This is a genomic window from Caulobacter sp. P4_E5, assembly GCF_056401555.1.
Window position 1 is genome coordinate 1 of record NZ_JBFUJD010000089.1, and the last position, 20,768, is coordinate 20,768.

A 20,768-nucleotide genomic window follows, 5' to 3' on the forward strand; every position below is an offset into this window, starting at 1 on the left:
TGCTGGAACTGCGTCAGCGGGCCGAGAAGACGCTGGGTGACAAGTTCGACGAGCGCGGCTTCCACGACGCGGTGCTGCTGCACGGCTCGCTGCCGCTGTCGGTGCTGGAGACCCGGATCGACGCCYGGATCGCCCAGCAGGCCCAGCAGCGGAACAAGAAGAAGTGATCCTTCTCCCCTTGCGGGAGAAGGTGGCTGGCGAAGCCAGACGGATGAGGGGTTGAAAGACCTGTCCGGATAAGACAGTGCGACCCCTCATCCGTCGCCTGTCGGCGACACCTTCTCCCGCAAGGGGAGAAGGAAGGGGGAGCGTCAGATGGCCAAGATCACCGTCCTCGGCGAATGCATGGTCGAGCTGTCGCCGGAGGCCCCAACCTTGGCTGAAGCGGATGGCGGCGCGCCGCTGTACCGGATGGGCTTCGCCGGCGACACGTTCAACACGGCGATCTACATGGCCCGCCTCGGCGACGCGGTCGCCTACTGCACGGCGCTGGGGCAGGGCGATCCGTTCAGCGAGGGCGTGCTGGCGACCATGCGGCGCGAGGCCATGGACACCCGCCTGGTCCGCCAGGTCGAGAACCGCCTGCCGGGCCTCTACGCCATCGTGCTGGACGAGCACGGCGAGCGGAAGTTCCACTACTGGCGCGAGCGGGCCCCGATCCGCGACCTGTTCTCGGCCCACACCGCCGACCAGCTGATCGAGGCGGCCAAGGCCAGCGATCTCATCTACCTGTCGGGCGTGACCCTGGCGGTGATCGGCGACATCGGCCGGGCGCGGCTGAAGGATATCCTCGCCTATGTCCACTCGCTGGGCGTGGCCGTGGCCCTGGACTTCAACTACCGCCCGGCCCTGTGGCCGAACGCCGAGGCCGCCCGCGCGGCCCTGGACGGGGTCGTGCCGGCGTGCCGCTACGTTTCACTGAGCAGCGAGGACAGCCGCCCGCTCTACGGCCGCGAAGCCGAGGACCTGGCCGGCGAGTGGGCCGCGGCCGGGGCCGAAGTGGTGGCGCGCGACGAGAGCCACGCGGTCAACGTCCACCGCCCCGACGGGCGGACGACCACCCTGGCTCCGGCTCGCGTAAAGGCCGTCGACACCACGGGCGCGGGCGACAGCTTCAACGCCGCCTATCTGTCGTCGCGTCTGGCGGGCCTGACGATTCCGGATTCGGTTCGCCGCGCTCACGCTCTGGCTGCGCTTGTAGTCTCGCACAGAGGCGCCATCCTGCCGCACGGTGTAATCCTGTAGGGCGTTCCAACCGTCCAACGTTTATGTTCGAGCTATCCGAGAACCTGGCCGCCGATCGCTTGCAGTCGGCGCTGACACGCCGCTTTCTCACGCCGGCCTTGCCGGCGCTTGAGGTCATGTTTCTGGCTCTGCGCTCGGAAACCGACCGGGCGCTGAGCGCCGGCGCGGCGGCGCGCTACGGCAAACCCTATCCCTATGGCTTCTGCCGGGAGATCACCGCGGACATCTTGCGGCGCCTGAACGGGCGGTCGCCGCACCCCCGGTCGCCGGGGGAAAGGGCGTTGACGGCTTTCCTGAACAATGGCGGCGTGGGGCGCATGGTCTGGGGCGTACTGAGGGATCGCTATTTCCAAAACGCGCTCCAGCTGGGATCACTGTATGTCGACGTTTCCAACGATACGGTTGACGTGCGTAAGCCCAAGGTCGAAATCCTGCCGCTGCGGGAGTCCGGTTTTAGCCTGGTGCGCGACGCCGCGCATTTCGCCAGCATCGGCGAAACCTACTGGGACGTGCGATTTTACGCGAACACGGCCTTACCATCGCTGGCGCCCGCTTTCCCGATGATCGCGGTCGATCGCGACGGGCGCGCTCAGATGCAGACCAAGGTCGCCTACATGATGCGCCTGTTCTGCGCGGATGGCTTTCGACGGGCCGAGCAGTGGCTGCGCGAGGGACCTGTTCCGCCGCAAGAGGTGGTTCAAGCGATGCGGCGCGTCTGTCCTGACGACATGTTATGGCCCGATCCGGAGTTCGGGGCCGCCGCGGCCCTCAAAGCTTGCGAGCGGCTTCGCGCGGCGGGAACGATCGCGGACGCAACGTGGATGAGGCGCATGCAATCGCTGTTTGACCGGGCGCCGGTCGCACGGATTCTCGAGTCGCAAGCAGCGACCCCGAGGCGCGCCGACATATCGGATTCGAAGCGCTCGAATGCTCGTCGGAGTGCGGGAATTGAGGGTTGCCCAGCGTAGATAAATCAATGGCTTATCTCGATGAAGCCTGAGTGTAATAGGAATATCTTCCTCTGTTTGGGAAAATAAACCTATAGTGGTGTTCACCGGTCGTTCTCGCGACCGGGGAGGAGGACGCCATGTTGGTTCAAGCCCTTGAGGACATCTGGGCGATCACGCCCGATCCCCGCCGCGACCGCCTGACGGTCGGCTTTGTCACCCATCTCGTTTCCCTGGCCACCGGCGTGCCGGCGCTCGAGATCTCGACGCCCAGACGCGCTTCGCACGCCGCCGTTCGCGCGCGGCAGCTGGCCATCTACCTGACCCACATCACCTTCCATTGGCCGCTGCACCGCGTGGCCTTCGCCTTCGGTCGCGATCGCACGACCTGCGGCCACGCCTGCCGTAAGATCGAGGACATGCGCGAGGACGCCGCCTTCGACCGGCGCCTGGCCGAGCTGGAGGCCTGCCTGCGGCAAGCCCCAGCCCACGCCGAGGAGATCCCGCAATGAGCGTCGCGGCTCCTAGCGACATCCTCGACGAGGCGTTGGAGGCCCGTCGCCTGGCCGAGCGCGCCATGCGGCTGTTGTCGCGGCCAGGCGCGGTGATCGCGGCCGACGGGCTGGGCTACGGCGTACGGCTGGGCCCCAGCCGGCGGCGCAGCGTGATGCTGACCCTCGACGAGGCGGCGTTCCGGATGCTGGCGCGCGAGGCGACCCTGAAGCCGCGACCGCAGGGCGGCTGGACCATGACGGCGCGACCCGAACCGGTCCTTCCGCCGCCCGGCCGCCCGGGCGTCATCGAAGCCGAGGTCAGGCTGGAGGCGGGCGGCGGGACCGTGCGGCGAAATCTCGGGGAGTCGCCGATCGCCTGGCTGGCCCGTCGCCGCGACGCGGCCGGGCGGCCCTGGCTGACGCCGATCGAGGCCGCCGCCGCCGAACGCCTGCGTGAGGAGTTCGAGAGCCTGGGCAGCCTGGGCCGCGTCACCATGCGCTGGGACCAGACGCCAAGAGCCCCTCGCGGCCGTCCGGGCCTGGCGCCCGCCGAGCGCGACCACGCCACGCGCGAGCGGATCGCCAAGGCCCTCGCGGCCGTCGGACCCGGTCTTCGCGAGATGCTCGAGCGGGTGTGCCTGATGGGCTCGGCCCTGGAGGCGGCCGAGCGCTCGCTGAAACTGCCCCGCCGGGCGGGCAAGACCGTGCTGAAGCTGGCCTTGCAGCGCCTGGCGCAGCACTACCGGATGATGTGAGCACAAAGAACTGTCATCCCGGCCGCAGCGCAGCGGAGAGCCGGGACCGCCCGAGCGCGGCGCTTCCGGCAGTCCCGGATAGCCTCTGCGAGGCTTCCGGGATGACAGGATAGGGAGGTGCGACCCTTACCGGTTGCCGCCGGCCACGGCGATGATCTCGCCGGTGATCCAGTAGCTCTCCGGCGAGGCCAGGAAGGCCGCCACCGGCGCGATGTCCGACGGCTGGCCCATGCGGCCCAGCGGCGTCTGGGCGATCATCTGGGCCTCGAGCTCGCTGCCGATGATGCCCATGGTGTGGGTGCCTTCGGTCTCGACCGCGCCGGGCGAGATGGCGTTGACGCGGATCTTGCGCGGACCCAGTTCCTTGGCCAGCACCCGGGTCAGCGAGTCCACCGCCGCCTTGGTGGCCGTGTAGACCGAGGCGGTAGGGATATCGACGGTGGTCGCCGCCGAGCTGATGTTGATGACGCTGCCGCCGTTGGGGCCGAAGCGCTTGGCGGCTTCGCTGGTGGCCAGCAGCACGCCCAGCACGTTGGTGTCGAACTGGCGGCGGTACTCGCTCTCGCTGAACTCTTCGATCGGCGCGAACGCGTAGACGCCGGCGTTGTTGACCAGGATGTCGACCGCGCCGAACGCCGTCTGGGTCTCGTCGAACAGCCGCGTGACGTCGGCGCTGTTGGCCACCGAGCCCTGGACGGCGATGGCCTTGCCGCCGGCGGCGACGATCTCGGCCACCACCTTGTCGGCGCCCTCGCGGCTGGAGGCGTAGTTGACCGCCACGGCCGCGCCCTCGGCCGCCAGGGCCTTGGCGATCGCCGCCCCGATGCCCTTCGACGCGCCCGTGACGATAGCGGTCTTGCCCGTAAGCTTGCTCATGATCTCTCTCCGTACGACCCGTTGGGGGCCGCTCGCTCTGAATGGCGAACGCTTCGACATTTAGATAATCATCGAAGTGATTCAATGAGCGGGAGGGTGGAGTTTTTCTATGAGCGTGTCGGTACAGGCTAGAAGTGTCCCGGAAACAGGTTAGGACTGTCAAAACTGCGAAGCAGTCGCAAAGGCCTGAGTGGTGCGTGGCGGGGGCGCGTAAGCGCCAGCAGCGGACTCAAGCACCGCTCCAGAAACACGACCTTCAGGGGCTGCCAGAAGTCTGGGCACGCGCGCAAATGCCGGTCAGGAAGGCGCCAAGAAGCATCTCATCGAGTTGCTCGGCTTAGCCACCAGTCGGTGGACGCCGACTGCAACCTGGTCGTCAGGTTGCCTCCCCTCCGCTGGGCGTGACAGCCAATGTCGAGGCCAGCGCCTTGCGCCAACCCGATAGCAGGCGCTGACGCTGCGCGGATTCCATCCGCGGTTCGTATCGTCGATCCAGCGTCCAGCACCGCGCGACCGCGTCGAGGTCGGGCCACAGGCCGACGGCCAGCCCAGCGAGGAAGGCCGCGCCCAAGGCGGTGCTTTCGACGGCGACGGGGCGCTCCACGGGCGCTTGCAGGATGTCCGCCAGGAATTGGCACAGCCAGCCGTTGGCCGCCATCCCGCCGTCGATACGCAGCGCTCCGACGCCGCCCATGCCCTTGACGCTCATCGCCTCGAGGAGATCCCATGTTTGGTAGCCCGTCGCCTCAAGCGCCGCGCGCGCGAGATGGGACGGCGTGGCGTCCAGCGTCAATCCGCAGATCAGGCCGCGCGAGGCGGGGCTCCAGTGCGGCGCGCCCAGCCCTGCGAACGCTGGGACCATGTAGATCCCGTGATTGTCCGAAACCTGGGCGGCCAGACTTTCGGTCTGGGAGGCGTTGGTGATGACGCCCAGGCCGTCGCGCAACCACTGGACCGCCGAACCCGCCGCGAAAATCGAACCTTCCATGGCGTAGGTGGTGACACCGTTAAGACGATAGGCCGGCGTCGTCAGCAGCCCAGCGCCCGATAGGGTCGGCGTTCGCCCAATGTTGAGCAGCGCAAAGCCGCCGGTGCCGTATGTGGCCTTGGCCTGGCCGGGCGTGAAGCAGGCCTGGCCGAACAGCGCCGCCTGTTGATCGCCCGCCAGGCCCGTGATCGGGATCGCCCGCCCAAAGAGGGCCGGATCGGTGGCGCCAAAATCGCCGCTGTTGTCTCGCACCTCCGGCAAGAGCCCGACCGGCACGTCCAGCAGTCGCAGCAGATCCTCGTCCCAGGCTTGGCGGTGGATGTCGAACAGCAGGGTGCGGCCCGCATTGGTCGGATCGGTCGCGTGAACCGCGCCGGCCGTCAGCCGCCAGAGCAGGAAGCTGTCGATCGTTCCCGCGGCCAAGTCGCCACGCTCGGCGCGCGCCCGCGCACCAGGCACGTTATCGAGAATCCAGGCGATCTTCGGCCCCGAAAAATACGGATCGATCGGCAATCCGGTGCGCTGGCGGACCCAAGCCCCGTGGCCCTCGGCGTTCAGTCGCGCGCAAAGCGACACGGTGCGTCGATCTTGCCAGACGATCGCCGGATGGATGGGTCGGCCGTCGCTCCGATCCCAGATCACCAGCGTTTCGCGCTGGTTGGTGACGCCGATCGCCGCGATGGCCGCCGCGCCGACTTCGGCGATCGCCGCGGCCATGGTCGCCTGAACGCCGCGCCAGATGTCCTCGGGATCGTGCTCCACCCAACCAGGCCGAGGATAGATTTGGATCACGTCACGCCGCGCCGTGAAGATCGCCTGACCGGCGCGGTCAAAGACGATGCTTCGCGTCGACGTCGTGCCCTGGTCGACCGCCAGCACATGGTCACCTCCCGTCATCGCCTCTCCCAGAGTTTCGCTTTTGGCGACCTATGTTTTCGTTTGTTTCTATTTTTGGGTCAACCTTGTTTCATTCGAAACAGTTCGCTACAGATCGAACTCGATACCCATCACTGTTCGAGGATCAATCCCCATGCGTCCCGCCAACCCGATCGCACCGACCCATGTTGATCTGCTGATCATTGGTGGCGGCGTGAATGGCGCGGGGATCGCGCGCGACGCCGCCGGCCGGGGCCTGTCGGTCATGCTGGTCGAGCAAGACGACTTGGCCAGCCACACCTCGTCGGCCAGCACGAAGCTGATCCACGGCGGGCTGCGCTATCTTGAGCAATATGAGTTTCGCCTGGTGCGCGAGGCCCTCGTCGAGCGAGAGCGATTGCTGGCGATCGCGCCGCACATCATCTGGCCGCTGGCGTTTGTCTTGCCCCACCAGGACGCGATCCGCCCCGCCTGGCTCGTGCGCCTTGGGCTTTTTCTCTATGATCACATCGGCGGTCGCAAACGCCTGGCGGCCACGCGCTCGGTGAGGCTGGACCGCTCTCCTCTCGGCGCGCCCCTGAGCTCGAGCGTCAAGCGCGGCTTTGTCTATTCCGATTGCTGGGTCGAGGACAGTCGGCTGGTCGTGCTCAACGCGATGGACGCCGCCGAGCGCGGGGCGACGATCAGAACGCGCACGCGGTTTGTCGGAGCGCGACGCGAGGACGGGCTCTGGCGCGCTGAACTCTCGGATGGCGACGGCGTCCACGCGATTGTCTCGCGGGCGATCGTCAACGCCGCGGGGCCGTGGGTTTCTCATGTTCTCGATCAGCTCCCCGCGCGGGGCGACCACAAGGTTCGGCTGATCAAGGGAAGCCATATCGTCGTGCCGCGCCTGTACGACGGCGAGCAGGCCTACCTGCTGCAAAACGACGATCGTCGCGTGATCTTCGCTATCCCCTACGAACACGATTTCACGCTGATCGGCACCACCGACGAGCTTTGGACCCAAGACCCCGGCCCGGCGGCCATCAGCCCAGGTGAGATCGATTACTTGATCACCGCTGTCAGCCGCTACTTCAAGACCCCGCCGGGGCGCGAAGACGTGGTTTGGAGCTATGCCGGAATCCGGCCCCTGCGCGAGGACGAGGCCGCCAGCGCCTCGGAAGTAACCCGCGACTATGTGTTGGACCTTGACGCGGGCGTGGGAGAGGCGCCGCTGCTGAGCGTCTTTGGCGGAAAGATCACCACCTATCGCCGGTTGGCCGAAGAGGCGCTGGCCAAGCTGGCGCCGCTGCTGGGCTACCCTCGCGCGGGCTGGACAGACAAGACCGCCCTGCCCGGCGGCGATCTGCCGGACGGCGATTTCGAGGGCTTTGTGACGCGCATGGCCCAGGAACGCCCGTGGATGCCGGCCCCACTGCTGCGACGCCTGTGTCGCGCCTATGGTTCGCGCCTGGAGGTCCTGCTGGGCGGCGCCGCCAACCTCTCCGACCTTGGGCCCGATTTCGGCGCGGGCCTGTATCGGGCGGAGGTCGACTATCTTGTCGCCCACGAATATGCGCGCACCGCGCAGGACGTCCTTTTTCGCCGCACCAAATTGGGGCTGCGGCTCAACCCGGCCCAGGTCCGCGCGCTCGAAAACCGCCTGGCGGAGCTTGGAGCCTTGCCCGACGGGGTCAAGACGCCCTAGGAAACGGGTATGAACGAGGTCGTGGCCGCCCGGCAGAAACGCATCCTGACCCTGGCCCAGGACGAAGGACGCGTGCGCGTCGACGACTTGGTCGAGCGTCTGGACGTGACCCCTCAGACGATCCGCAAGGACCTCAACATCCTGGCCCGGCGCAATCTGATAGCGCGCGTACATGGCGGCGCGGTGATCGCCTCGGGCGTCGACAACATCGCTCATGAATCTCGCCAGCGTGTCGCTCGCGGCGCCAAGGACGCGATCGGCAGGGCCGCCGCGGCCCTGATCTCCGACCACGCGTCCCTGTTCATCAATATCGGCACCACGACCGAGGCGGTCGCCCGGCGGCTGGATGCTCACCGCGGCCTGATGGTCATTTCCAACAACCTCAACGTCGTCGACATCGTCAGCCGCTCGCCGGAGATCGACACCATCGTGGTGGGTGGACGCATCCGCGCTAAGGACCGAGCCTCGGTCGGGGCGTTGGCGACCGAGTTCATCCAGAACTTCAAGGTCGACTACGCGGTGATCGGGGCGTCGGCGATCGATCCCGACGGATCGCTTCTGGATTTCGACATCAACGAGGTTCAGGTGTCGCAGACCATCATCCGCAACGCGCGGCGCGTCCTGCTGGTGGCCGATCACAGCAAGATCGGTCGGGCGGCTCCGGTGCGGATCGGGCATTTTCGCGACATCGATTTCTTCGTCACCGACCGACTGGACAATGAGCCGCTGCGCGCCGTCTGCGAACGTCATGAGGTCCAGATCGTCGAGGCCGGCGAGGCCGAGTGAAGGCCGGCGGCCAACGCTCACGGCGCGCCGTGACCGTTGGCCCCTCCAGGCCAGGCTCAGCCGACGCCGATGGGCTGAGTAGCGGTCAGGAACCAGGTGATCAGCAGACCGCAGAGCAGCGCGCCGGGCAGGACGTCTCGCGTCATCCGCGCCGTGCCGACCGCCAGGCCGGCGACCAGCAGCATTAGCGGCACGAACAGGATCGAGCCGATGACGCGAAGGCCTTCGGTCGGCGAGAACAGGGCGCCTGTCGCGACAAGCGCGCCATATTGCACGACCAGGAACAGCGCGAACGGTCCGGCCAGCACCCCAGCTGCGACGGCGAACGTCGAGCCGGCCCTGCCCTGATCCAGGGGACGCAGAGTGTCCAGCGTGCGGATCGTGACGATCGCGTAGAAGGTCAGGAACGGCAGATAGACCAGAAAGTCGCGCAGGCGGCTCCAGGTCAGGGGGCGCCATATGAGGATCCAGAGCTGGGGGTTGACGTGACCCAGCAGGTCGGCCGCGGCGATCACGCCGTAAAGGCCCGCGGCGACCGCGCCGGCCAGTCCCAACGCCCGCAGCGGGGCGTTGAACGCCGGCCTCGGCGCCGATCGGGTCAGGCCCTGCATGAGCAACGCCAAGCCGGCGTTGACGACAGCCCAAACGAGGATCTGATTGGTGTAGGTTTGCCTTAGAAGGCCGTTCTGCCCCAGCCACCGTTCGGCCAGTTGCATCAGCGGCAGATAGCTGAGCACGGGAACGATCGCCATGGCGATCAGTCCCGCGAACGCGCCGCGAGTGGGACCTGAACGCGGTGCGGGCGGCCCAGCGAGCAGCCGGAACTTCGACGATCGCAGCAGCAAACCGAAAAGGCCAAACAAGAGCGGCGCGACGCCGGCCAGGGCCAAGGCGCCGGCGGCCTCTTTCCACGGCCAGATCTGGTCGGTGACGGCCAGCGGCTTGCCGCCCTCGAGCGTGCGGCCAAACCAATCCAGCGCGAGGCCGATGCCGACAGGCGACTCGTGAAGCCAGGCGTGGGTGAGCGCGGGCGTCTCCAGACGCCGGGCCTGCCCCTTGCCGATGTCGCCATAGATCTTGCCGGGCGCGATGGGTTGGTCGGCCCCAAACAGCGCCATGGCCTTGGGCGTCGCGCCGGTATGCAGCGGCGCTTGAGGCCCCCACATGAAGCCGCCGAACTCGTCACGTGTTCCGTAGACGACCATCAGATTGCGCGGAAAACCCGGATTGCCTTCGGGGGCGAAGGGCGCACCGACGCTGGACCCTTCGAGCACCATGGCGCGATAGCCTTGCGGCAGCGCCTTAGCCGCCGCCATGACCGTCCATCCACCCATGCTGTGGCCTTCCAGGCCGATATTGTCCCGATCGACGAACGGCAAGCTCCGCAGATAGGCCAGCGCATCGGGGCCTCCGAACCCGTCCTGGAACACCGCCGGGTCGCTGCCGCCGTGTCCCCGCTGATCGGGGGCGAGCACCACATAGCCGCGACGCGCCAGTTCGATGGCGAAGTTGGCCTGAATCTCGGCCGAGTTCAGGTAGCCATGCGCCGCCAAAATCGCGGGCGCCGGGCTTGCGGCGGTCGCGCCGGCCGGTCGAAACAGCAGCGCGCGCATGTGCGCTCCTGTCTTGCCCTGGAAGCGCACCGCCGTCACCGAGACGCCGGACGCGGTTTGGATGGCGGCCGCGGCGATCAGTCCCGTCAGCATCATGACCAGACCGACGGCCAGCAGCGCCAGTGCGCCGCGGCCGCCCTTCTTGGCGGGCTGGGTCATCAGAACTTCACGCTGGCGTCGAGGCCATAGCGGCGGGGATAGGGAACGGTCGTGAAGAAGGTCGCCGTGCCCTGGTCGGTGCCGGCACCGGTGGGTACGTCGTTGTTGGTCAGGTTCTTGCCCCAGACGCCGATCTCGTAGCGGCCGTTGCCGCCGCGATAGGCCAACCGCGCGTTCACTTCGGAAAATTCCGGCGCGTACTGCAGGGACTCGGGAAACTTGTCGCGATTATAGGCGCTGAAATACTGGTCGGACTTGTGGGTGAAGTCGCCGTGCGCCAGCAGTTCGCCGTCGCCTCCCACCGGCCGGGTGTAATCGGCCGCCAGATTGAAACTGACCTTCGGGGATTCGATCATCCGGTTGCCGGCCAGGTCGAGGCCGCCCAGAGCCAGTTCGGTATATTTGGCGTCCAGCAGGCCCAGGCCGCCGGTGATTTTCAGGCCCCGCGTCAGACGAGCGCTGGCCTCCACCTCGATACCGTTGAGACGCGAGGTCCCCGCGTTGACCAGCTGGGTCTCGGTCAGCGAGATCGAGTTGATGAACTGCTGGTCGGTGAACTCGTAGTGGAAGGCGGCGAGATTGAACTGCAGGCGCCGATCCAGCAATTCGGTCTTCAGGCCGACCTCGTAGGCGTCGAGGAATTCGGGTTTGACCACATTGAGATCGCCGGGAAACGCGACGGCGCCGCCGTTAAAGCCGCTAGAACGGTAGCCCCGGGCGTATTGGGCGTAGGCCATGACGTGCGGAGCGAACTTGTAGCGCACGCCCAACCGGCCGCTGGGCTCGGCTTCGTCATAGCGCAAATCGGTGTCCGGAATCCCAAGACCCGGAATATTGATGATCGACTTGAAGTCGTTGAGCGCGCCCTTTTCCTTGGTGTACCGAAAGCCGCCATACAGGGTCAGATCCGGCGTGATCTCGTAGGTGCCGTCGGCATAGGCCGCATAGCTGCTGCGTTCCTGGCCGAAGGTCTGGTTGGCCGTGAACGCGCCGCCGAACTGTAGGATACGAAACACGCTGTCGAGTTCGTCGTGGAAATAATACAGGCCGGCGATGACGTTGAACGGACCGTCCAGACGGGTCGCCAGGCGCAGATCCTGACTGTATTCCTTGACGTCGGCGATGAAGTCGAGATGCAGCAGCGGCGCGCCGGTTCCGTCGCCATCGACCTCGTTGAGGAAATGCCCATCGAGGTAGGACGAGATCGAGGTGAGGGTCACCGATCCGATCTCTTTATTCATCGTCAGATAGGCGCCGTCGCCAGCCACCCGAATGCCGCCCTGGCGATCATAGAACGCCTCGTGAACCGACAGGCGCTGGCCAGTGCCCGGATTGACCCGGGGATCGGCGCCGAACGCATTCAACCCGCCTGGACCAAAGCCATAGGTGATCGCTCCCACGGCGTCGGGCGTGCTGCGCGTGTGGAACAGGCGCAGGGTGGCGTCGAACCCTTCGCCGCTGTCGTAGCGTAGCGATCCGCGCAGGGCGACCTTGTCGATGTTGGACTTGTCGCGGCCGCCCGGGAACAGGTTCTTGACGAAGCCGTCGCTCTTGGAAAGGTTGCCGGCGATGCGTACGGCCAGCTTGTCGGGCACTAGCTCGGTGTTGAAGGCGCCATCGACCCGATAGTAGCCGTTGTTTCCGATCTCGGCCGCCGCATAGCCTTCCGTCCCAAAGGTCGGCGCGTTGGTGATGAAGCTTACCGCGCCTCCCACGGTCTCCTTGCCAAAGAGCGTGCCTTGAGGGCCGCGCAACACCTCGACCCGGTCGATGTCGAACAACTGAGCGCCGCCCAGGAACGAGGCGCGCACGAAGACCTCGTCATAAAAGACCCCCGTCGGCGACGAGGCATTGAGCTGGAACTGCGACTGGGACACGCCCCGGATGGAGAACTTGGGCTGGTCTTCGTTGCCCAGGACCGAGACATTGACATTAGGGGCCTGGCGGGAAATCTCCGCGCCGCTGGTCATCTGCAGCGCGTGCAGTTCGCCGCCCTCGATGGCGGTGATCGCGATCGGAACATCCTGCAGGTTCTGCGACCGCTTCTGGGCGGTGACGATGACGGTCTCGATGGTGAGCGAGGTCTCGTCGGCGGGGGCCGTGCTCTGCGCGAAAGCGGGCATGGCCGCCAGAGAGAGGGCGATCGCCAAGGGCGAGGCCCTGCGCGCGAGGACTACGGCCCGCGGCGACGCACGATCCAACTGCGATAAGAACATGGTTTCCCCCAATTTTGCTTTTTTAAGCGAGGACGCGCTTGAGACGCGCCCTTCCAGGAGAGCTTGATCGCGCGAGCGTCGGGAAAACAGGGACCCCTTTTCGCTACGTTCGCTAATTTTCGTTTTGCGAACCGAGACTCCCTTGCCAAGAATGAAGCATGGGGACCTCTGCTAGGACTGCCGACGCCGTTTTCGAGACCGGCCACCAGATCGGCGACACCCCGGTCGAGGCGCGGTCAACAGCTCTGTTTCGCCGAATTCTTGGAAACGAGAACCAGCCGCGATCGCGGGCCTTGGACATCGCCGACGCGATCGAGGCCGACATCCACGGGTCTGGCTGGCGTCCCGGCCACAAGCTTGGCGCCGAGGGCGAACTCGCGCGTCGATACGCCTGCAGCCGGCGTATCGTGCGCCAAGCCAGTCGCACCTTGCTTGCGCGCGGCGGGGTCGAAGTTCAGCGGGGCCGCACCGGCGGTCATGTGGTGGTGGCGGTCAAGCTGGACACGGCAAGCGAGACGATCGCCGCCGCGCTGGCCGGCGACGCCGTCCGGCGTCAAGCCGCGCAGGCGCTGGCGATGCTGGCTCCGCACGCGCCGCTCGAGAGCCCCGCCGCTGATTTCGCGCGCTCTGTCTTGACCCGCCTGACCAACGATAGCCGATCGCCCACGCCTTGCCGGGCCGGGGAGCTGCGCGCCGAGACCATCGCCGCGCATATCGAGAGCGAACTGTCCTTTTGGATGGCCCAGCGCCCGGATGGACGGACCGGCGTACTGGACGCCATGTGCGAGCACTATGGCGTCAGTCTGCAGATCGTCGTCCAGGCCATCCGTCTTCTTGAAGACGCGGGCATGGCGAAGCTCCAAAAAGGGCGCACCGGAGGCCTGGCGCTACAGTGCGACCACTCTCTGCGTGCTGTCCGCACCGCGCATCTTCATTTCGCCAGCCATCAGGTGCCGATTGATCAATGCGATCACATGGTGCGGACGATAAACATCGCCCTGATCACCCTGGCCAGCCGAGAGGATCGCGGGCCGACCGAGCCCTTGCAAGAGGCGCTGGCGCAAATGCGTGCTTGCGACCGTCCGACCGCGGTAGGGATGCAATGGTATCTTCTGCAGCGGGCGATTTCGGATTGCGCGGCCAACGATCCGTTGCATCTGCTGGCCAAGGCGTTCGCCGCCAATATCGTGCGCACCCGGCCAACCCGCCCTGAACTACAGGATGACCAGGCAAGGGCCCTGATCGCGGCCAGCCACACGATCGTGGACAATATCCTCTCCCACCGTATCGGCGACAGCGCCCAGGCCCATCTTCGTTGTCAGGAAGCTCTTCGGCCAAGCTGGTGATCGGTCGGCGCGAACGAGTTGCGGCGTTACGCGCCGGCTCTCCTGTGAACCTCCACGCCATCTGACCTTCGTTGTTGAGATCACCGAGACGTCGCGTGGTCGAGACGCTGCGCCTGCAAACGGCCTTCTAGCGCCACGAGCAGACGTTCGGCTCGCTCCAGGAACCAGACCTTGGACACGTGGTTCGCGCCGTCCGCGAAGGTCGAAAACGATCCGGCGACAGTCCGTTCAAGTCTGGGCGTGCGACGTCGCCGCGCCCACGGCTCTAACGAGCGCCCGAGCGCCCGAGCGCCCGAGCGCCCGAGCGACCGACCAGAGACCAAAAACCGCCATGACCCAGATCCCCACGCTCGATGGTCCTAGCCCGGCGCCCACCTCGGGCGGCCCGGTCAAATCCGTGGTGATCTTTTTGCACGGTTGTGACTCTGAGCGGACGTTGCCCGCAGGGCAAACAGGTCGAAGCCGGCGTGCTCCGATCGACGATCTGCCGGAATGCCGCGCAACCGTTCACCCTCGTGCTGGGCAGCGCCATCGAGGCGGCGGCAGTTGGCTCAGCGAGCTCCGGGTAGACGTGGGGGCGAAGAGAACGGTTAACGACCGATTTACAACTCAATTTATACATTGGCCATTTACCGAATGACAAACATTGTTGCAGTAAATGTCGATTCAACATAGCGGAGGACGTGCGACATTATGAAGCTATTCTATCTCTCGACGGTTATCGCCCCGCTTCTATTTGTCGCACCTTCACTCGCACAGGCTGAAACCGGTGCGCCAAAAACCGCGGAGGCTTCTGGGAAGCCGGCAGCGAACGCGTCGGCCAGCCGTGAAGAGGTCTTCTCGACGGGCGTCGCCAAAGGGCGCGACCGGCTGGACAGCGCGACCTCGACAAGCGCGCTGCGCGAGAAAGACATCGAGGTCTTGGGGGGACGTTCGCTTGGCGACTTGCTCCGCAACCTGCCGGGCATCAGGACCGAGTCTTCGACCGGCGACGGCAGCTCCGCCTACACGATTCGCGGCCTCCCCCTGGCGTCCGGCGGGTCGAAATACATGCAGCTTCAGGAAGACGGCCTGCCGGTCCTGGAATTCGGTGATTTCTTCAACGGCGCGACCGATATCTACATTCGAGCCGACCTCAATCTGTCCGCGGTCGAGTCCATCCGTGGCGGCTCGTCTTCGACGTTCGCGTCGAACTCGCCGGCCGGCGTGATCAACCTGATCTCCAAGACCGGGGACATGGCCGGAGGCACGGTCCAGCTGACCACCGGGCTCGACTACGACACCAAGCGCGTGGATTTCGAGTACGGCGCGCCCATCAACGACACGTGGCGCTTCCACGTCGGCGGTTTCTATCGGGAGGGTGAAGGGCCGCGACGGGTCGGCTTCAACGCCTTCAAAGGCGGCCAGCTCAAGTTCAACGTCACCAAGCAGTTTTCCAAAGGGTACGTCCGGCTCTCCGGCAAGTATCTGGATGACCGTTCACCGCACTATCTGCCAGGCCCGGTGCGCATCACCGGAACCAATGACCACCCGGTCTACAGCAGTTTCGACAACTACGATGTCCGGCGCGATTCGATGATCTCGGGCTACCTGGGCGATCTCGTCACGCTCGACGCCGACAACAAGCCCGCCAAACTCCCGATCAGCGAAGGCCAGAGCGCCCTGGTGAAATCGATCGGCCTGGAATCGCAGTTCGAGGTCAGCGGTTGGACGATCACCGAGCGCGGTCGGTATTCTGACATCTCGGGCGGGACGACCCGCAACCTGGTCTCGGCCATCTATTCGGGCCGCGCGCTGCCGGCCTCGCTCGGCGGCGGCGCGGGGACCTTCACCTATGCCACGGGTCCGCGCGCCGGCCAGGTCATCACCAATCTTGGCGCCATCAATGGCAACGGCCTGGTTGTCGCCAGCTCGCTGAACCGGATTGAATCGCGCTCGCTGAACAACTTCATCAACGATCTGCGCGCCACGCGAGCGTACAAGGTCGGCAAGAGCGAGCTGACAGTGACGGGCGGAGTCTACAAGTCGCTGCAGGACTACACCAGCGACTGGCTGTACAGTAATCACATCCAGGATGTCGCGGGCGACGGTAACTCCGCGCTGATCAACTACACCAACGCCGCTGGCGTCGCACAAACCCAGGACGGCTATCTAGGGTTCAACCGGTCCGGCAACACCGCCTTCTTCCGGCGAAGCTACGACGTGCGGTACAACATCACTGCGCCCTACGGGTCGCTCAACTATCGCTTCGGCAAGGTCGCGATCGGGGGCAGCCTCCGCTACGACGCGGGCCGGGTGCGCGGCCAGCTGTTCGGGGCGGATCTGGGCGGCGGCCGCATCGGCATCAAGTCCGTCGACTTCAACGGCAACGGCGTCATCTCCGTCGCGGAAGCGAAAACCGCCTTCACGCCCTACGACCGCCCGGCGCCCGTCAATTACAACTACGGCTATGTCAGCTATTCCATGGGCTTGAACTACCGGGTCGCCGAGCCGTTCGCGCTCTTCGCGCGCTACAGCCGCGGTGCGCGGGCCGGGGCCGACAAGCTGCTGTTCTCGAACAAGGTCAGCTTCACCGACGGCAGCCTGGCCAACAAGGCCGACGGCTACGACATCGTTAAACAATTCGAAGGCGGGTTCAAATACCGCGCCCCCGGCTTCACCGTGAACGTCACCGGGTTCAACGCCGACACCGAAGACACGAACGTGCAGGCGGGCGGCATCACCACCGATCGGACCTACACCGCCTATGGCGTGGAAGCCGAAGGGACCTATCGGCACGGTCCGTTCAGCCTGCGGGGCGGCGTGACCTATACCCATGCCAAACTCATCAACGACAAGCTGAACCCCGCCGTTGCCGGCATGGTCCCACGCCGCCAACCGGACTTCATCTTTCAGGCAACGCCCCAGTTTGAGCTTCGCCAGGTGACGATCGGCGCCAACGTCGCCGGCACGACCGACAGCTGGGTGCAGGACAACAACCTGATGAAGATGCCGGGCTACACGCTCGTCGGCGCCTTCGCACAGTATCGCCCGACAGATCGCGTGCAGCTGATGCTGAATGTGGAAAACCTGTTCGACAAGGTCGCCTTCATCGAGATCACCACACCATCGGCTCCGACCAACGACATCGGTATCGGGCGAGCCGTCAACGGGCGCACGGTCTCCATGTCGGCCCGTCTGAACTTCTAGTCAGTGGAGGAGGCCGACGCGCCAGTCGCGAGCAGTCAGCCTCCTCTGCGTCCACGGGCGGGGCGCCCCCATGCTGCTGGCCAACATGACGAGTCGTAGGGCGTCGGCAGTATGACCACCGCCTCACGAGCAAACGCCTACCATCAACGTGGGTGCGACACATGTCTTGGGCATCGGGGACGTCACGGGTGTGAGGCGTCAGTCCCATTGCCCCGCGCTCGGACGTCAATTCCCGCAGCCCACCTTCCGTACCGATCAACACGTCCGATTGGTTGGCGGTGCATCGCCGGCTGCGGACCACCGGATCGGGTCGAAGACCTGACGTTCAGTCGACAGCGTCTACTTTCGGTCCGCATGCCACGCCACTGCAGAGATAGCGTCGGCTTCGCCCCGTTCGCGCCATTCCACCCAGTCCCCATAAGGATGGCAGATGGCCAGCACGGTGGTGTCGCCGTCCGGCCAGCGGGTGCGGCGCAGCTGAACCTCGCGGCGGTCGGCGGTCCATTCAAGGCCAATTTCGACGAGCGGCCGTTTCGCCGACGCCCCAGCGCCGGCCGCGGCCAGCATGGTCGCGATCTCGCTGCGATCCCGGTCGCTCAGATACTGCAGGAACATCGTATGCACGACGGTGCGGCACAGACCTTCTGGCTGGCGCTCGGCCAGGCGTTGGGCGAGCCACAGCTTGGCGTCACCCCGATGGACTCGAGGCGGATACGCCAAGGCGACCTGCAAGGCCGCCTCGAGGCGCCGCGACCGCGCGGGCTGGTCGGCCCAGGTGAAGGACAGCAGCCGCTCGCGGTGGACCGGGTCCAGAGCGCTCAGAGGACTCAGATCGACGCCTTGCGCCGAAGCGATCGATACCTCGGCGACCGTCGGATCCGGGCCAACCCAGCGGGGCGCGATGCGCACGGCTGACGCGGCGTCGCCGGCGGAAACCCCGCCCAGCGTATAGGCGTATCGCGCGAGATTGAGATTGAGGCCGCAGCTCGCGCCCAATTCCAGGATCTGGAACGGCATGGGCCGCTCGGCGGCGACCGTCATCAGCGCGGACATGATCGCCGCGCCCCGGGCGACCTCGTTGGTCTGGGTCGGGTAGCGCATCCAGTCGGCGATAAACTGATCTTCTTGCGACAACGCCTCGGCGATCGCGCCGTCGAAGTCGTTGTGCTCGCCGTTGTAGAGATCCGCCAGATATTGCGGCTTGCCGCGGCGCGCGAGCGAGTGAAGGGCCCCATTGACGCGCAGCGCGACGGCGGCTGCGGCTGGGTCGCCCGCCCAGTCATGGATCATGCGGCTGCTGATCGGAGCGAGCGGCAGCTGGCGATCGACAGCCTCCAGCACGGCCGCGACGAAGGCCGAGCCTGTGGAGCGGCAGCTTTCCGCCTGGCGCACAAACGCCTGCTCGGCGCCGGTTCTCGCTAGGGCATTCATTGGATTACAATCCACACAAGCAATGCGCCCCCGCACAATTTAAAAGAAACTTATTCGCACTCAGTGCGGCCGAGACAACGTTTAGGTGTAATTTTCCGGTTTTTTCTTGCCGCTACATCGCTGCTACTGAGCAGCAACGCATGTTAAGGCCATATAAATTACGTCAGATCTGATACGGACTTTATGTCGCAGACCCAAAACGGGCTTCAGCGATCGTCATTAATGCGCAAGCAACCACTGTTCTCTAGCTTCGACCGCGATGGCACTGGAGCGAATCCAACGTTTTGCGGCGGGCCTTTCCGCCAAAGCGGTGCGATGAGCGTCCTAGGCCAAAGACACTGGCTGGCTGGCTATTGGTCGAACGATGACGGACAAAATGAACATTCCGAAGAAACTCAGCCTGTCGTTCGTTCTCATCTGCGTTTCCGCGGCGATCATGATGCTCGTCTTTCTCGCGACCATCATGATGGTTCGCGCCTCGACGGCGAGCAACAATCGCAGCCAGTCAATCCATGCTGACTCGCTGGCGCTCGAGACGGCTATTCTTCGGCAGAACAGCCAGTTTCGCGGCTTCCTCGTCACTGGGGACGAGAGCTATCTCAAGTCTTACTTCGAAGGCCGTGACGAATACGATCGCGTCTCGGAGAAGCTGAAGTCGATGCTGACCGACCCGGCCATGCTGAAGGACATCGAGGACTCCCGCGTGGCGACCGTCGCGTGGCGGAAGAATTGGGGCGACAAGCTGATTCAAGTCGTCCGGGACGGGCGGCGGGACGAGGCCCAGCAAATGGTGCGCGACGGCGGCAAGAAGGTGCTGGTCAGCGCCGCAGTGCTGCCCCTGCGCGACGTCCGCAATACCGAGGTCAAACACATCGCCGAGAACAGCGCGCGCCAGCAGGCGGCCATCATCACGGCCGTGATCACCCTGGCAATTGGCGGCGTCGCTCTGATAGCGATCGCCATGACGCTGTCGCGGATGCTAAGCCGCACGATCGCGCGCCCCATCACGACCCTGACCCAGGCCATGACCCAGCTGGCCCAGGGCGACAATGACATCTCCGTCGACGCCGCCCGCGCCGACGAATTGGGCGACATGGCCCGCGCCGTACTCGTCTTCCGCGACGCGGCCCTGGCCAAGGCCGAGGCCGATCACGCCAAGGCTGCGGCCGATCGGGCCAAGGCCGAGGCCGACCAGGCCAGGATCGGCGCCGAGGCGGCCCAGCGGCGCGTGGTGGAAACGCTCGACACGGCGCTGGCCGCTCTGGCTTCCGGCGATCTGACCCACGTCATCACCACGCCATTTGCCGCAGAATACGAGCGCCTGCGCCAGTCGTTCAACAGCGCCGTGGAAGGCTTGGAAGAGAGTATTTCCGGCGTCGCGCGGTCCGCGCAGAGCGTGCATCTGGGCGCAGCCGAGATCTATTCGGCCTCCGAGGACCTTTCGTTGCGCACGCAGCAGCAGGCCTCGCGCCTGCAGGAGACGACCACGGCGACCAAGCAGGTCACCGTCATGGTGGGCGAGACCGCGCAGCGCGCCACGAACGCCAAGACGGCGATCGAGATCGCAAACGGCAGCGCCATGGAAGGCGGCGCCATCGTCACCCAGGCCATCTCGGCCATGGACGCCATCCAGACCAGCTCCGAAGAAATCAGCCAGATCATCAATCTGATCGACGCCATCACCTTCCAGACCAACCTGCTGGCCCTGAACGCGGGCGTCGAAGCCGCGCGCGCAGGCGACGCCGGCAAGGGCTTCGCGGTCGTGGCTTCCGAAGTCCGCGCACTGGCCCAGCGTTCGGCCGACGCCGCGCGAGACATCAAGGCGCTGATCCACACGTCCTCTGAACAGGTCGCGAGCGGCGTGGGCCGGGTCGGCGCCACCGGTCAAATGCTGACGCTGATCGGCGCGAAGATCGGCGACACCAACGCCCTCATCAACGAGATCGCGCAAAGCACCGAAACCCAGGCCGACAACCTAAAGCAGGTGAACAGCGCCGTCGCCAGCATGGACAGCATGACCCAGCAGAACGCGGCGATGGTGAAGGAAGCGACCGCCGCCGCCCGCAACCTGGCGTCGGAAGCTGACGAATTGACCACGCTGGTCGCTCGTTTCCGGCTGCGTTCGAGCGGATCCGCCAGCAACGCCTCGAGCGTGGG

The 20,768-nt window shown here is 65.8% G+C and carries 15 protein-coding genes and 1 pseudogene; 10 read left to right on the forward strand and 6 right to left on the reverse strand.

Annotated features, from left to right (window positions below; translation table 11 throughout):
* A partial coding sequence (locus AC1DSO_RS21290) for a DUF885 family protein (protein ID WP_477070726.1) occupies positions 1-167 on the forward strand: 167 nt, incomplete at its 5' end.
* Here the strand turns inward: AC1DSO_RS21290 and AC1DSO_RS21295 are convergent.
* Positions 168-290, reverse strand: a pseudogene (locus AC1DSO_RS21295) (hypothetical protein); the annotation flags it as partial.
* Positions 291-315: 25 nt separating this feature from the next.
* Between AC1DSO_RS21295 and AC1DSO_RS21300 the strand changes: the two are divergent.
* From AC1DSO_RS21300 to AC1DSO_RS21315, 4 genes are all read left to right on the forward strand, one after another.
* Positions 316-1,245: a sugar kinase gene (locus AC1DSO_RS21300; RefSeq protein ID WP_477070714.1), complete on the forward strand. Its 930-nt coding sequence runs from the start codon at positions 316-318 to the stop codon at positions 1,243-1,245.
* A gap of 23 nt (positions 1,246-1,268) precedes the next feature.
* Entirely contained in the window at positions 1,269-2,213 is a 945-nt protein-coding gene (locus AC1DSO_RS21305) for a hypothetical protein (protein ID WP_477070715.1), read from the forward strand.
* A gap of 119 nt (positions 2,214-2,332) precedes the next feature.
* Positions 2,333-2,704, forward strand: a complete 372-nt coding sequence (locus tag AC1DSO_RS21310; RefSeq protein WP_047407254.1) for a helix-turn-helix domain-containing protein — start codon at positions 2,333-2,335, stop codon at positions 2,702-2,704.
* Entirely contained in the window at positions 2,701-3,441 is a 741-nt protein-coding gene (locus tag AC1DSO_RS21315; RefSeq protein ID WP_477070716.1) for a DUF6456 domain-containing protein, read from the forward strand. Before AC1DSO_RS21310 ends, AC1DSO_RS21315 begins: the two co-directional genes overlap by 4 nt.
* Positions 3,442-3,567: 126 nt before the next feature.
* On the opposite strand, the gene AC1DSO_RS21320 is transcribed toward AC1DSO_RS21315, so the two are convergent.
* On the reverse strand, positions 3,568-4,317 hold the full coding sequence (locus tag AC1DSO_RS21320) for a glucose 1-dehydrogenase (RefSeq protein ID WP_477070717.1): 750 nt from the start codon (positions 4,315-4,317) through the stop codon (positions 3,568-3,570).
* A gap of 376 nt (positions 4,318-4,693) precedes the next feature.
* Complete coding sequence (gene glpK / locus AC1DSO_RS21325) at positions 4,694-6,202, reverse strand: glycerol kinase GlpK (RefSeq protein ID WP_477070718.1); 1,509 nt, start codon at positions 6,200-6,202, stop codon at positions 4,694-4,696.
* A 133-nt stretch (positions 6,203-6,335) separates the two neighbouring features.
* Here glpK and glpD point away from each other — a divergent pair, with 133 nt between their 5' ends.
* Both glpD and AC1DSO_RS21335 read left to right on the forward strand, forming a co-directional pair.
* A complete protein-coding gene (glpD, locus tag AC1DSO_RS21330; protein ID WP_477070719.1) occupies positions 6,336-7,871 on the forward strand; it encodes a glycerol-3-phosphate dehydrogenase in 1,536 nt (511 codons plus the stop codon).
* 9 nt (positions 7,872-7,880) lie between these two features.
* Complete coding sequence (locus AC1DSO_RS21335) at positions 7,881-8,657, forward strand: DeoR/GlpR family DNA-binding transcription regulator (RefSeq protein ID WP_477070720.1); 777 nt, start codon at positions 7,881-7,883, stop codon at positions 8,655-8,657.
* A gap of 56 nt (positions 8,658-8,713) precedes the next feature.
* Here the strand turns inward: AC1DSO_RS21335 and AC1DSO_RS21340 are convergent, their stop codons facing one another.
* Positions 8,714-10,429, reverse strand: a complete 1,716-nt coding sequence (locus AC1DSO_RS21340; protein WP_477070721.1) for an alpha/beta hydrolase family protein — start codon at positions 10,427-10,429, stop codon at positions 8,714-8,716.
* Positions 10,429-12,552: a TonB-dependent receptor gene (locus tag AC1DSO_RS21345; protein ID WP_477070722.1), complete on the reverse strand. Its 2,124-nt coding sequence runs from the start codon at positions 12,550-12,552 to the stop codon at positions 10,429-10,431. The genes AC1DSO_RS21340 and AC1DSO_RS21345 overlap by 1 nt, the downstream gene beginning before the upstream one ends.
* 251 nt (positions 12,553-12,803) lie before the next feature.
* Between AC1DSO_RS21345 and AC1DSO_RS21350 the strand changes: the two genes are divergently transcribed.
* Together AC1DSO_RS21350 and AC1DSO_RS21355 are read left to right on the forward strand one after the other, a co-directional pair.
* A complete protein-coding gene (locus AC1DSO_RS21350; RefSeq protein WP_477070723.1) occupies positions 12,804-13,991 on the forward strand; it encodes a GntR family transcriptional regulator in 1,188 nt (395 codons plus the stop codon).
* A gap of 693 nt (positions 13,992-14,684) precedes the next feature.
* Positions 14,685-17,180 carry a TonB-dependent receptor domain-containing protein gene (locus AC1DSO_RS21355; RefSeq protein WP_477070724.1) on the forward strand — a complete coding sequence of 832 codons (2,496 nt, stop codon included), beginning with the start codon at positions 14,685-14,687 and terminating at the stop codon, positions 17,178-17,180.
* A gap of 339 nt (positions 17,181-17,519) precedes the next feature.
* On the opposite strand, the gene AC1DSO_RS21360 is transcribed toward AC1DSO_RS21355, so the two are convergent.
* Positions 17,520-18,611 carry a DUF2332 domain-containing protein gene (locus AC1DSO_RS21360; RefSeq protein ID WP_477070725.1) on the reverse strand — a complete coding sequence of 364 codons (1,092 nt, stop codon included), beginning with the start codon at positions 18,609-18,611 and terminating at the stop codon, positions 17,520-17,522.
* A gap of 346 nt (positions 18,612-18,957) precedes the next feature.
* On the opposite strand from AC1DSO_RS21360, the gene AC1DSO_RS21365 reads away from it, so the two are divergent.
* Positions 18,958-20,768, forward strand: a 1,811-nt coding sequence (locus AC1DSO_RS21365) for a methyl-accepting chemotaxis protein (protein WP_477070727.1), incomplete at its 3' end; no start/stop codon positions are given.